Origin of the sequence: Leisingera sp. JC1, assembly GCF_001679925.1 — a bacterium.
Classification (GTDB): domain Bacteria; phylum Pseudomonadota; class Alphaproteobacteria; order Rhodobacterales; family Rhodobacteraceae; genus Leisingera.
The window spans coordinates 1-12896 of the sequence record NZ_LYUZ01000132.1 but is presented as its reverse complement, the minus strand read 5'-3'; the positions used below and the strand labels follow the sequence as shown (position 1 = coordinate 12896).

11 protein-coding genes and 1 pseudogene are annotated in these 12896 nt (G+C 64.8%); 7 read left to right on the top strand and 5 right to left on the bottom strand.

What is annotated here, in order from left to right; translation table 11 throughout:
* Positions 1-702 (bottom strand): response regulator transcription factor (locus A9D60_RS21725; RefSeq protein WP_065269533.1); only part of this gene is annotated, 702 nt, incomplete at its 3' end.
* A 228-nt stretch (positions 703-930) separates the two neighbouring features.
* Here A9D60_RS21725 and A9D60_RS21720 point away from each other — a divergent pair.
* From A9D60_RS21720 to A9D60_RS21700, 5 genes are read left to right on the top strand one after another with little or no spacing between them, the layout of a single operon-like run.
* Positions 931-2175: an ABC transporter substrate-binding protein gene (locus tag A9D60_RS21720; RefSeq protein ID WP_065269532.1), complete on the top strand. Its 1245-nt coding sequence runs from the start codon at positions 931-933 to the stop codon at positions 2173-2175.
* Positions 2176-2234: 59 nt separating this feature from the next.
* On the top strand, positions 2235-3107 hold the full coding sequence (locus A9D60_RS21715; protein WP_065269531.1) for a carbohydrate ABC transporter permease: 873 nt from the start codon (positions 2235-2237) through the stop codon (positions 3105-3107).
* Positions 3100-3999: a carbohydrate ABC transporter permease gene (locus A9D60_RS21710; RefSeq protein ID WP_065269530.1), complete on the top strand. Its 900-nt coding sequence runs from the start codon at positions 3100-3102 to the stop codon at positions 3997-3999. The genes A9D60_RS21715 and A9D60_RS21710 overlap by 8 nt, the downstream gene beginning before the upstream one ends.
* Positions 4000-4003: 4 nt before the next feature.
* Positions 4004-5101 carry an ABC transporter ATP-binding protein gene (locus A9D60_RS21705; RefSeq protein ID WP_065269529.1) on the top strand — a complete coding sequence of 366 codons (1098 nt, stop codon included), beginning with the start codon at positions 4004-4006 and terminating at the stop codon, positions 5099-5101.
* Positions 5098-5985 carry a glucokinase gene (locus tag A9D60_RS21700; RefSeq protein ID WP_065269528.1) on the top strand — a complete coding sequence of 296 codons (888 nt, stop codon included), beginning with the start codon at positions 5098-5100 and terminating at the stop codon, positions 5983-5985. Before A9D60_RS21705 ends, A9D60_RS21700 begins: the two co-directional genes overlap by 4 nt.
* Before the next feature lie 47 nt (positions 5986-6032).
* Here A9D60_RS21700 and A9D60_RS21695 read toward each other — a convergent pair whose 3' ends face one another.
* The 4 genes and pseudogenes from A9D60_RS21695 to A9D60_RS21680 all read right to left on the bottom strand — a co-directional run bounded on the left by A9D60_RS21695 (position 6033) and on the right by A9D60_RS21680 (position 9586).
* The gene (locus A9D60_RS21695; protein WP_065269527.1) at positions 6033-6791 is read right to left on the bottom strand and encodes an iron ABC transporter ATP-binding protein; all 759 of its coding nucleotides are present in this window, start codon (positions 6789-6791) and stop codon (positions 6033-6035) included.
* On the bottom strand, positions 6788-7732 hold the full coding sequence (locus tag A9D60_RS21690) for an iron chelate uptake ABC transporter family permease subunit (protein WP_065269526.1): 945 nt from the start codon (positions 7730-7732) through the stop codon (positions 6788-6790). Before A9D60_RS21690 ends, A9D60_RS21695 begins: the two co-directional genes overlap by 4 nt.
* Positions 7725-8670: pseudogene (locus A9D60_RS21685) on the bottom strand (ABC transporter permease). The gene A9D60_RS21690 and the pseudogene A9D60_RS21685 overlap by 8 nt, the downstream one beginning before the upstream one ends.
* Complete coding sequence (locus A9D60_RS21680) at positions 8663-9586, bottom strand: siderophore ABC transporter substrate-binding protein (RefSeq protein WP_065269525.1); 924 nt, start codon at positions 9584-9586, stop codon at positions 8663-8665. Before A9D60_RS21680 ends, A9D60_RS21685 begins: the two are co-directional and overlap by 8 nt.
* Positions 9587-9953: 367 nt before the next feature.
* Between A9D60_RS21680 and speA the strand changes: the two genes are divergently transcribed.
* Both speA and A9D60_RS21665 read left to right on the top strand, forming a co-directional pair.
* Complete coding sequence (gene speA / locus A9D60_RS21670; RefSeq protein WP_065269523.1) at positions 9954-11840, top strand: biosynthetic arginine decarboxylase; 1887 nt, start codon at positions 9954-9956, stop codon at positions 11838-11840.
* A 76-nt stretch (positions 11841-11916) separates the two neighbouring features.
* A partial coding sequence (locus tag A9D60_RS21665) for a saccharopine dehydrogenase family protein (RefSeq protein ID WP_065269522.1) occupies positions 11917-12896 on the top strand: 980 nt, incomplete at its 3' end.

Below are 12896 nucleotides of genomic sequence, written 5' to 3'. Positions count from 1 at the left end.
GACATAGCCGGTTCCGCGCTCGGTACGCAGCAGCTTTGGATCCTTGGGGGCGGCTTCGATCTTGGAGCGCAGGCGCCCGACAAGCACGTCGATGGCGCGGCCCGAGCCCTCATCTGTACCGCTATCGCCAGTCACATCCAGCGCTGCGGCGATCTCCTCGCGCGTCAGCGGAATATGCGGGTTTGCCAGAAMCACCTTCAGCAATCCGGTCTCGCGCCGCGACAGCGCCACCTGCACACCGGCGGGGGAAATCACCTCGTCCCTCTTGGCGTCATAGGTCCAGCCGGCAAAGCGAAAGGTGGCCACGCTGCGCCGGTAGATCAGCGACGACGACCGCCGCGCCCGCTGCAACACTGCGCGGACCCGGGCCAGCAGCAGATCGGGGTTGAACGGCTTGGCGATGTAATCATCCGCGCCGGACTCATACCCCGCCATCCGCTGGTGATCGGCAGAAAGCGCCGACACCAGAATGATCGGCACGTCCTGTTCGCTACGCAGCCGGGTGCAGATCTCCACACCGTTCTCATCCCCCAGCATCACATCGAGCAGGATCAGATCGATCCGGCCTGCGCCGATCTGCTCGCGGATCTCCGCCTCGCTGCCGCAGGGCAGGGCGATAAAGCCGTTCTGGCGCAGGTACTGGGTCAGCATCATGCGCGTCTCAACGTCGTCATCCACCACCAGAAGCCGCGGAATCGCCATCTGTTGCTCTCCTCCCCGAAAACCGCCGATGTGGCTGTCCCGGCTGTTTGTTTGTAACATCATGCAACAAAATCAATTGCTGCGTAACAACAGGTAACAGCTTGGCGGGAAAACTGCTTCGGCAGGCGTGCGGGGCGCTGCCGGGGAATTGAAATGCAGCACCGGGACCGGGCAAGCTGATTGGCGAAGGCTGCGGGGAGCAGCCGTCACATAAGGGAGGAATGAGCGATGAAAAACACCGCTTTTGCGGCCGTATCGGCCGTGGCACTGGCCTGTGCGGCACCGGCAACGGCCGGGCCGGAGGCCGAAGTTCTGCACTGGTGGACATCCGGCGGCGAGGCCAAGTCGGCCGCGGTGCTGCAACAGGAATTTGCTGACAACGGCGGCACCTGGACCGACATGCCAGTAGCTGGCGGCGGCGGCGATGCGGCAATGACCGCGCTGCGCGCCCGGGTGCTCTCCGGCAACGCGCCGACCGCGGTGCAGCTGAAAGGCCCCGCAATCCAGGAATGGTACGAGGAAGGCGTGCTAGCCGATATCTCCTCCGTCGCCGAAACCGAGGGCTGGGCGGATGTGCTGCCCGGCTCCATCGCCGAGCACATGAAATGCGAGGGCAAGTGGTGCGCCGCCCCGGTGAACGTGCACCGGGTCGACTGGATCTGGGCCAACGCCGCGCTGCTAGAGGCCAACGGCATCGAAATGCCCCAGACCTGGGAAGACTTCAACGCCGCCGCTGACAAGCTGATGGAAGCAGGCATCACCCCGCTGGCGCATGGCGGCCAGGCCTGGCAGGACGCCACCGTGTTCGAGGCCGTGGCACTTGGCATTCTGGGCCCGGAAGACTTCCGCAAGGCCTTTGTCGACCTGGATATGGACACGCTGAAGTCGGACAAGATGGCCGCCGTCTTTGACCAGATGCGCAAGATGCGCGGCTATGTCGACGCCAACTTCCCGGGCCGCGACTGGAACCTGGCCACCTCGATGGTGATGAACGGTGAGGCCGCGTTCCAGATCATGGGCGACTGGGCCAAGGGCGAGTTCCTGGCAGCAGGCAAGGAGCCTGGTAAGGATTTCCTCTGCGCTTCGGTGCCGGGCGACGGGTTTCTTTATAATGTCGACAGCTTCGCCATGTTCGAGGTCGACGGCGAGGACAAGCAGGCCGGGCAGGACCTCTTGGCCAAGCTGATCGTTGGGCCGAAGTTCCAGGAGGTGTTCAACCTCAACAAGGGCTCGATCCCGGCGCGGGTGGACGTGAAGCTGGATGCGTTTGACACCTGCGCCCACCTGTCGGCCAAGGATATGGGCGACAGCGCGGACAATGGCTCGCTGCTGCCAAGCTATGCCCACGGCATGGCCCTGCGCGGCGCACAGGCCGGCGCCATCACCGACGTGGTGACCGCGCATTTCAACTCGGACATGTCCTCGGCTGAGGCCGTGCAGATGCTGGCCGACGCTGTCGCCAACTCGCTCTGATCTCCCCCGGGCCTCGCGTCCTCCGGGATGCGGGGCCACCTAATTCAAGGGCCGTCACTATGACTGAATGGCTTGAACGTCATATTCCGAAGATGGTGCTGGCACCGTCCTTCGCCGCGGTGCTGGTGTTTGTCTACGGCTTCATTGCCTGGACCGCCTGGGTCTCGCTGACCCGCTCCCGCCTGCTGCCGAAATACGAGATCGACGGGCTGATCCAGTACGAGCGCCTGTTCAACGCGCCGCGCTGGGACACCGCGATGTCGAACCTGTTTGTGTTCGGCACCCTGTTCATCCTGATCTCCATGGTCCTCGGCCTGATGCTGGCGATCCTGCTGGACCAGAAGATCCGCACCGAGGGCGTCCTGCGCACCATTTACCTTTACCCGATGGCGCTGTCGCTGATCGTAACCGGCACCGCCTGGAAGTGGATCATGAACCCCGGCCTGGGGCTGGAGGCCATGGTGCGCGGCTGGGGCTTTGAAAGCTTCACCTTCGACTGGGTGATCAATCCGGACAAGGCGATCTATGCGGTGGTCATCGCCGGTGTCTGGCAGGCCTCCGGCTTTGTGATGGCGCTGTTCCTTGCGGGGCTGCGCGGGGTCGATGGCGAAATCATCAAGGCCGCACAGGTCGATGGCATCCCCGCCTGGCGGATTTATACCGCGATCATCATCCCCTCGATGGCGCCGATCTTCCTGTCTGCCTTCATCGTGCTGGCGCATCTGGCGATCAAGAGCTTCGACCTGGTGATTGCCCTCACCGGCGGCGGCCCCGGCTATGCCACCGACCTGCCCGCCACCTACATGTACACGATGGCCTTCTCCCGCGGCGACATCGGCCAGGCGGCAAGCTCTGCCATGGTGATGATGGGCGTGGTGTTCGCAATCATCGTTCCGTATCTCTATTCCGAGCTGAGGGCCAAACATGACTGATGCGACGCTTGCCCCCGCCACCACAGCCAGCCGCCGCAACTGGAGCCGTTTCGCCCTGCGCTGGACGCTGTTCACCCTGCTGGGCCTGTTTGCCCTGTTCTACCTGATGCCGCTGTTTGTGATGATCACCACCTCGCTGAAAAGCCTGGAGGAAATCCGTACCGGCAGCCTGATCGCCTTCCCGCGCGAGGTCACCTTCGACGCCTGGCGCACCGCCTGGTCGGAGGCCTGCACCGGCATCCAATGCGAGGGCCTGCGCCCGTTCTTCTGGAACTCCGTGGTGATCGCGGTACCTGCGGTGGCGATCTCCACCATGCTGGGCGCGGCCAATGGCTATGTCATCGCGCAGTGGCGGTTCCGCGGCGCCAACCTGATCTTCTCGCTGATGCTGTTCGGCTGCTTCATCCCGTTCCAGGTGGTGCTCTTGCCAATGGCCCGTATGCTGGGGCTGATGGGCTTGGCGGGCAGCATTCCGGGACTGATCTTTGTCCATGTGATCTATGGCATCGGCTTCACCACGCTGTTCTTCCGCAACTTCTATGTCACCATCCCGCAGGATCTGGTGAAGGCGGCCAAGGTGGACGGCGCGGGGTTCTTCCGGATCTTCTGGTCGATCTTCCTGCCGCTGTCGCTGCCGATCATCGTCGTCACCGTGATCTGGCAGTTCACCCAGATCTGGAACGACTTCCTGTTCGGCGTCTCCTTCAGCCAGGCGGGCACCCAGCCGGTCACGGTGGCGCTCAACAACATCGTCAACTCGACCACCGGCGTGAAGGAATACAACGTCGACATGGCCGCCGCGATCATCGCCGCGCTGCCGACGCTGCTGGTCTATGCCGTTGCCGGCAAATACTTCATCCGCGGCCTCACGGCCGGATCCGTAAAGGGGTAAATCCATGGCACCTATTCTGGACATCACCAACCTGCGCAAGAACTACGGCGCGACCGAGATCCTGAAAGACATCAACGTCAGCATCGAGCCGGGCGACTTCCTGGTGCTGGTCGGCCCCTCCGGCTGCGGCAAGTCCACGCTCCTCAACTGCATCGCCGGGCTGGAGCCGATCTCCGGCGGGCGGATCGAAATCGGCGGCCGCGACATGACCCGTGTCAGCCCCAAGGACCGCGACATCGCCATGGTGTTCCAGTCCTATGCGCTCTACCCGACGATGACGGTGGCCAGGAACATCACCTTTGGCATGAAGGTGCGCGGCGCCGATGCTGCCACCCAGGAGCGCAAGCTGAAGGAAGTGGCGGCACAGCTGCAGATCGAGGCGCTCTTGGACCGCCGCCCCGGCCAGCTGTCCGGCGGCCAGCGCCAGCGGGTGGCGATGGGCCGGGCGCTGGTGCGCGATCCCAAGCTGTTCCTGTTCGATGAACCGCTGTCGAACCTCGACGCCAAGCTGCGGGTCGAGATGCGGACCGAGATCAAGAAACTGCACCACAACCTCGGCGCCACCATGGTCTATGTCACCCACGACCAGATCGAGGCGATGACGCTGGCAACCAAGATCGTGGTGATGAAGGGCGGCGTGGTGCAGCAGATCGGCACGCCCGCAGAGATCTACAACAAGCCTGCCAACCTGTTTGTCGCCGACTTCATGGGCAGCCCGGCAATGAACCTGATCCCGGCCCGTGCGCAACCCAATGGCGAGGGTACGCGGATCGAGATGGACTGCGGCGGCAGCGCCCCCATCGTCTTGAAGGACAGCCGCGCCACCGGCCTGCCGCAGGACGTGATCCTGGGCGTGCGCCCCGAAGACATCGCCGAGGCGGGCTTTCGCGCCGGCGAAGGCGTGCAGGAGGCCGCCTGCCTGATCGACATGGTGGAGCCTGCGGGCGCCGATACCTATGTGGTCTCCAACCTTGGCGGCAAACAGGTGACAGCGCGACTGCACGCGGAAACCCGTGCGCAGCCGGGGCAGATGCTGGATCTGGCCTTTGATCTGTCTAAGGTCTCCTATTTCTCGCCCGCTACCGGCGAGCGGCTGAATTGACCGGGCTGCGGCTGGCCGCGGACGTCGGCGGCACCAATACGCGCCTGGGCCTGGCGCGTGACGGCGTGCTGCTGGCGGACACGGTGCAAAGCTTCCGCAACGAGGCTTTTGACGGCTTTGCCGAGGTGATGGACCGCTACTTGCAAGGCGCTGCGCCAGACGGCGTGGCTGAGGTCGCCATTGCCATTGCCGGTCCTGTCACTGGCGCCACCGCGCGGCTCACCAACCGGGACTGGCATTTCGACGCCACGGCGCTGTCGCAGCATCTGAACGGCGCGCAGGTGCATCTGCTCAATGACCTCGCAGCACTGGGTCAGGCTTGCCCGCATCTGGGCGCTGAGTGCCTGGATACGGTGATCGCGCCCGCCGGTGATACGGGCGGAGACGGCCAGCGCCTTGTGGTGGGCATCGGCACCGGCTTCAACCTGTCGCCGGTGCTGCAGGCGGGCGGGCAGGTGCAGTGCCTCAACGTGGAATACGGCCACGTCAGCCTGCCGCTGGACGTTGCCGGACACCTGCGCAGCCTTGTGCCAGAGGCCGAAGCGTTCGCCACTGTCGAACATCTTTTCTCCGGCCGCGGGTATGCGGCGGTCCGGGCGCATTTCCCCGAGGATGACACCGGCGCGCAGAACTTTCAGGCTTTCTATGCGGACCTGCTGGCACGTCTGGCGCGCAACCTGATGCTGGCCTTCCTGCCTGCGCAGGGTGTCTATTTCGCCGGCGCCGTGGCCCGCAGCATCCTCACCTCCCCGGCGCGGGAGCTCTTTGCACAGCACGTCCAGCAACCCTTCGAACTCGACGCCCGCATCACTGCCCCGGTGCATGTCATCCTGGACGACGCCGCCGCTCTGAAAGGCTGCGCAGCCCTGCGCCTGCCCGGCTGAAACGCCGAAGCCTGTATTTAACATAACGATAATTACACACCGCAAGCCTACCGGTGATACTGCGCAAACACCTGGCCCTCCAGCCGGGTAATCGCCACCGGCGTCTGATAGAGCGCGCTCAGGCGCTCCGCCGTCGCAGCCTCTGCCACCGGACCCTGAAACGCCACCTGCCCGTCCCGCAGCGCCACCACGTGATCGGACCAGCTGATTGCATAGTTCAGATCATGCACCACAATCACGATGCTCTTGCCCTGCGCCTCTGCCAGATGCTGCAGCTGCGCCATCAGGTTGCGGGCGTGGTGCAGGTCGAGGTTATTGAGCGGCTCATCCAGCAGCAGCCAATCAGTGTCCTGGGCATAGGCCATGGCGATGAAGGCCCGCTGCCGCTGGCCGCCCGACAGCTCATCCAGGAACCGCGTCTGCAATTCGCCCAGATCAAACAGCGCCACCGCCCCGTCAATGGCGGCATGGTCCGCCGGGCCCAGCCGCCCCGAACTGTGCGGCCAGCGGCCAAATCCGATCAGATCGCGCACCCGCACCCGGCTGGCAACGCTCAGCTGCTGCGCCACCACCGCCATCTTGCGGGCCAGCTGCGCCGGCTTCGCTTGCGCCAGATCCATTCCGTCCATGCAGATTTTACCGCTGGCGGTGGTCAACTGCCGTGCAATCAGCTTCAGCAGTGTCGACTTGCCCGCGCCGTTGGGGCCGATCAGCGCCGTAATCCTGCCCGCCGGGATCTCGGCACTCACGTCTTGCAGGATGGGATTCGCTGCGGGGCCATAGCTCAGGTCTGAAATGTTGATCACCGGATTTTTCCTTTCACCAGCAGAACCAGGAACAACAACCCGCCGCAGAACTCGATGACAACGGCCAGGGTGGATTGCAGATGCAGCAGCCGTTCAAACAGGGTCTGCCCTGCCACCAGAATGAACGCCCCGATCAGTGCCGCGGCAGGCAAGAGAAGCGCATGCCGGTGGCTTTTCATCAGGCTGTGGGCAAGGCTGGTCACTAAAAGGCCAAGAAAGGCCAGCGGCCCCACCAGCGCGGTCGCAACTGAGACCAGCGCCGCAATCAGGCACAGCACCCGCAGCTGCAACCCGTCATAACTCACGCCAAGGCTGTGCGCCGGCGTTCGGCCCAGAGCGGCCACGTCCAGCACTTGGTGGTTGCGCACCAGCCACAGGGCGGCCAGTGCCATCAGCGCCAGCCCCGCCAGCAGCGCAGAGCGGTCAATGCCACTGAAATGGGCGAACATCCGCGCCTCGACCATGGTGAATTCCGAGGGCTCCATCAGCCGCTGCAGAAAGACTGTCAACGTGCGGAACATCACCCCCAGCACCACGCCGGCCAGCACCATCAGCTGGATATCGTGGCGGGTGCGGCCCAGCAGGCTGGTGAACAGCACCAGCGCCGCGCCCAGCATCCCCGCGGTCTCCAGCGCAAACCCCGGCAGTCCGCTGATCCGGCTAGCCCCGGCAGCCCCCAGACCCGCCACCAGCCCGGTCTGCAGCAGCAGAAACAGCGCATCAAAGCCCATGATCGAGGGCGTCAGGATGCGGTTCTGGCTGATGGTCTGAAACAGCACCGTCGCCACGCCTGCTGAGGCGCCGACCGCAAGCAGCGCCACCAGCTTGACCAGCCGCAATTCCAAAATATAGGCGGTTGGCCCGCGCAGGCCCCAGAACAGGAACAGCGCCGCCGCCGCCGCCAGCAACCCGCCCAGCACAATCAGCCGCCGGTCAGCCATTGGCCCGCCGCCCGAGCAGAAGGTACAGGAACACCGCGGCGCCGAAGATGCCGAAAACGGTGCCGGCCGGGATCTCATACGGGTAACGCAGCACCCGCCCCAGAATATCGCAAATCAGCAGCAGCCCGGCCCCGGCAGCGGCCACCACCGGCAGGCTTTCGCGCAGGTTGTCCCCCATCAGCCTCGACACCAGATTGGGCACCACCAAGCCGATAAAGGGCAGCATCCCAACCGTTACGATCACCAGGGACGACACCAGCGACACGGTGACAATGCCGAACCCCAGCACCTGGCCGTAACGCAGGCCCAGGTTCAGGCTGACATCCCGGCCCAGTCCGGCAATGGTGAACTGATCGGCGGCAAAGTAGCTCAGCAGCGCCAGCCCGCCTGCCAGCCACAACAGCTCATACCGCCCCGCGAGGACGCCGGAGAACTCGCCGCTCATCCAGACGCCAAGGTATTGCAGCAGCCCGCCCTCAATGGCGATGAAAGTGGCCACCGCCATCAACAGCCCGCCATAGACCAGCCCGGATAATGGGATCAGCAGCACCTGATGCGGCGGGATGCGCCGCGCCAGCAGCATGAACACGCCGGTACCCGCCAGCGCAGCCGCGGCGGCCGCGAGCATCTTGCAGCAGGCCCAGCATCGCTGCCTCGCTGGTGCCGGTGGTGCCCGGCTCGACAAACCTGTTGCGCACCAGCAGCTGCATGATGACGCCTGCCACTGCCATCGCGGCACCGGTCAGCAGCACCGCAGCGGTGCGCGGGATACGGCTGACCGCCAGCACCTGCAGCGCCTGCGGGTCGCTCAGCAGCGTGCCCAGCGGCAGCGGCCCGGCGCCCACCAGCAGGCTGACGAGTGCCAGCGGCACCAAGAGCGCCGCCGCCAGCAGCCAGCGGCGCGGCGCCGGCGTAACGGGGGCGGCCAGATCAGCCACCCGCTTTAGTGCCTTCGTCAAACCCGGCTATGATTTCATCCAGCGTGGCGCTCATCGACTGGATGCCGCCGCCCGCAACATAGATATTGGCCGGGTTCAGATAGATCACCCGGCCCTGCGACCAGGCCTTGGTTCCCGCCACCAGCGCATTGTCCAGCGTCACCGCGGCAGCCTGATTGCCCTGCCCCAGCGCCACCGCCCGGTCCACCACGATCAGCCAGTCGGGATCAGCCGCGGCGATGAACTCGAACGACACCGCCTCGCCATGGGTCTGCGCATCCAGATCCGGCACCGCCTCCGGCAGTTCCAGCGCCTGATGCAGCCAGCCGAACCGGGACTGCGCCCCATAAGCAGACACCCGCGGCCCGTTGGTCATCACGATCAGCGCATCGCCGCGCCCGGCCACCGCAGCCTTGGCCTCTGCCAGCTTGGCATTGAACGCCGTCTCCAGCTCTGCCGCCCGGTCCTCGCGCTCTGTCAGCTTGCCATAGGCGCGCAGCCGCGCCAGCGCCTGCCCTGCCAGATCCGTGCCCCAGATCGTCATGTCGATGGCTGGCGCGATCTCAGCCAGCGGCTCCACCTGCGTTGAAGACCGCCCGCCCGCCACGATCAGGTCCGGCACCAGCATGGCAATCGCCTCGAAATCCGGCTCAAACAGCGTGCCGGCAGAGTCGGCAGCCGCCTGCAAATACTCCAGGTAACTCACAAACATCTGCGCCGGCACGCCCACGGGCTGCACCCCAAGCGCGTCCAGCGTATCCGCCGCAGCCACGTCCAGAACCACGATTCTTTCAGGGGTTTCAGGCAGATCCACCCTGCCCCGCGCGGTCTCAACCGCGACCGCCTGCGCCGATGCCGCACCCGCCAGGGCGAAAAAAACCGGCGCCGCCAGTTGCAAAACCTTCCAATGTGCCATTTCCTGTCCTCAGATGAGATGGACTTCGGCTGGCTCGGAAGGCTTGCTGAAAATCAAGGGGGGCTTACCGGCACATGCTGCAAAAGTCCAGACGCACCATTTCGCTGCCCCGGCGGCAGCCAGCGGATGCGCACGCCCGGCGAAGGCGCGCAAATCACCGCCCTGCCTGCAGAAAACCTCTTGATGCAGCGGACCCCCGATTGTAAGGAGGCGGCCACCGCACGGTCCTGCACCTGATAAGGCTTCGACCCGAACCTTCAGCTTTGCACCTCCCAGCCCCCTCGAACTCTGGACAGAAAGGCCCCGCGATGCCGCACCGGCTCCCCCTCTCCGATTTCCCGAAACGCCCGGCACAGGCGCAAAGCCGATGAGCGGCGGCGAAACCTATGAGGGCCTCTATGGCCTCGACGCCTGGGGCAGCGGCATGCTGGAGGTCACCCCGGACGGCGCCGTTGCACTGCGCCTGCCGCAGGACCCGGACGCCAAGCCGACCCCGCTGCCGGAGGTGATCGCGGCGATCGAGGCGCGCGGCATTTCCGCCCCTGTGGTGCTGCGGGTGCATCAGTTCCTGGAACAGTCGCTGAACCAGCTGCATGATGCCTTCAACGGCGCGATTGAGGCCGCGGGCTACAAGGGCCAGTACCGCGGTGTGTTCCCGATCAAGGTGAACCAGCAGGCCGAGGTGATCGGCCATCTGATGGCTGCAGGCCAGAAATTCAACTACGGGCTGGAGGCCGGCTCCAAGCCGGAGCTGATGATTGCCCTGTCGCAGCCCCTGCCCGAGGATGCACTGCTGATCTGCAACGGATCGAAGGATGAGGCGTTTATCCGGCTGGCGATCCTGTCGCGCAAGCTGGGCCACAACACCGTCATCGTGATCGAGACGCTGGACGAATTCGACATCATCCGCCGGGTGGCAGAGGATCTGGACATCCGGCCGCTCCTGGGMGTCCGGGTCAAGCTGACCGAGCGCGTCACCGGCAAGTGGCAGGCCAGCTCCGGCGACCGCTCCACCTTCGGCCTCGGCGCGCATGATCTGGTCACGCTGATGGACCGGCTGCGCGACAGCGGGTTCCTCGACTGCCTGGTGCTGCAGCACAGCCACCTCGGCAGCCAGGTGCCCAACATCTTCGACATCCGCCGCGCCGCGGATGAGGCCTGCCGCTTCTTTGTCGAACTGACCCGCATGGGCGCGCCGCTGACTCACATGGACCTCGGCGGCGGCCTGGGCGTCGACTACACCGGCGCCCGCCGGCCGGACGACAACTCGGTCAACTACACCGTCAACGAATACTGCACCAATATCGTTGAAACCATCCGGTATGCGCTGGATGAGGCGGGTCTGCCCCACCCCACCATCGTCACCGAAAGCGGCCGCTTCGTGGTGGCGCATTCCTCCATCTTCATCTTCGAGGTGCTGGGCGCCACGCTGTACGACGCGCCGCAAAAGCCGGAGGTGCAGCCCGACGACCACCACCTGGTCTCGGACCTGATGGCGGTGGAGGCCTACATCGGCGCGCCGCGCTTCCAGGAAGCGCTGAACGACGCGATCTACTACCGGGACGAATTGCGGGCGCTGTTCCGCCGCGGCCAGATCGGGCTGGAACAGCTGTCGCGCGCCGAACAGGGTTTCCTGTATCTGGCGGGCCTGTTCAAATCCGCCGCCCGCGGTGATGACAGCCTGACAGAGGCCGCCAGCGCCCTTGGCGCCTTCACCGACCACTACCAGGGCAACTTCTCGCTGTTCCAGTCCTTGCCGGATGTCTGGGCGATCGACCAGCTGCACCCGATGATGCCGCTGCAGCGCCTGAACGAAATGCCCGCCCGCAACGCGATGATCACCGACATCACCTGCGACAGCGACGGCAAGCTGGATCACTTCATCCTCGCCGACGGCACCTCCAATGCCCTGCCGGTCCACGACCTGCGCGAGGACGAGCACTACCTGATCGGCGTGTTCTTTGTCGGCGCCTACCAGGAAACGCTGGGCGACTTGCACAACCTGTTTGGCGATGCCAACGTGGTCACCATCTCGCTGGACGGCCAGGGCGGCTTTGATATCGAGCACGAGACCGAGGCCGATACCATCGCCGAGGTGCTGTCTTATGTGGAATACGACCCGCGCCAGTGCCTGGAAACCTTCCGCAAGCGGGTGGAACGCGCCGTGAAATCCGGCAAGGTCAACGCCGCGGAGCGCCGCCAGATGATTGCCGCCTACAAGGACAGCCTGGCCGGCAGCACCTATTTCGACTGAAGCCGCCCCCCGGAAGACGACCCAGGGGCACATCGGAACACCGGGGCCTCGGCCCCTTCTGCAAAGGAACAAACACATGGAAAAGGTTCTGGTTGTTGGCGCCGGCGGCGTCGGATCCGTATCGGTCACCAAGATGGCCATGCACCCGGAGATCTTTAAGGAGATCACCCTGGCCAGCCGCACGCTGTCCAAATGCGAGGACATCGCCGCAAACGTCAAGGAACGCACCGGCGTCACCATCCGCACCGCCCAGCTGGACGCGATGAACGTCGCCGACACCGTGGCGCTGATCAAGGAAACCGGCGCCGAGCTGCTGGTGAACCTGGCCCTGCCTTATCAGGACCTGGTGCTGATGGACGCCTGCCTCGAGGCCGGTATTCACTACCTCGACACCGCCAACTATGAGCCCGAAGACGAGGCCAAGTTCGAATACAAATGGCAGTGGGCCTATCAGGAGCGCTTCAAGGAAGCAGGCCTGACCGCGATCCTGGGCGCCGGTTTCGATCCGGGCGTCACCTCGATCATGGCCACCTGGGTGCGCAAGCACAAGCTGGAGGGCATCCGCCTGATCGACGTGCTGGACTGCAACGGCGGCGACAACAGCAAACCGTTTGCCACCAACTTCAACCCGGAAATCAACATCCGCGAAGTCACCGCACCGGCCCGCCACTGGGAAAACGGCGCCTGGATCGAATCCCCGGCGATGACCCATAAGTACGAGTTCGACTTCCCCGCCGTGGGCAAGAAGAACATGTACCTGATGTACCACGAGGAGCTGGAGTCGATGTCGACCCACTTCCCCGAGATCGAGCGCGCCCGTTTCTGGATGACCTTCGGCGACGCCTACATCAACCACGTCACCGTGCTGCAGAACATCGGCATGACCAGCATCGAGCCGGTGATCCACAACGGCCAGGAAATCATCCCGCTGCAATTCCTGAAAACCGTGCTGCCGGACCCGTCGGAACTGGGTGAGCTGACCAAGGGCAAGACCTGCATCGGCGACATCATCACCGGCCCGGCCAAGGACGGCGGCGCAGAGAAGACCTATTACAT

Bases quoted from the DNA above. Each gene is read 5' to 3' on its own strand.
- A9D60_RS21720 (WP_065269532.1), top strand. From the start codon at position 931: ATGAAAAACACCGCTTTTGCGGCCGTATCGGCCGTGGCACTGGCCTGT.
- A9D60_RS21715 (WP_065269531.1), top strand. From the start codon at position 2,235: ATGACTGAATGGCTTGAACGTCATATTCCGAAGATGGTGCTGGCACCG.
- A9D60_RS21710 (WP_065269530.1), top strand. From the start codon at position 3,100: ATGACTGATGCGACGCTTGCCCCCGCCACCACAGCCAGCCGCCGCAAC.
- A9D60_RS21705 (WP_065269529.1), top strand. From the start codon at position 4,004: ATGGCACCTATTCTGGACATCACCAACCTGCGCAAGAACTACGGCGCG.
- A9D60_RS21690 (WP_065269526.1), bottom strand. From the start codon at position 7,732: ATGGCTGACCGGCGGCTGATTGTGCTGGGCGGGTTGCTGGCGGCGGCG.
- A9D60_RS21680 (WP_065269525.1), bottom strand. From the start codon at position 9,586: ATGGCACATTGGAAGGTTTTGCAACTGGCGGCGCCGGTTTTTTTCGCC.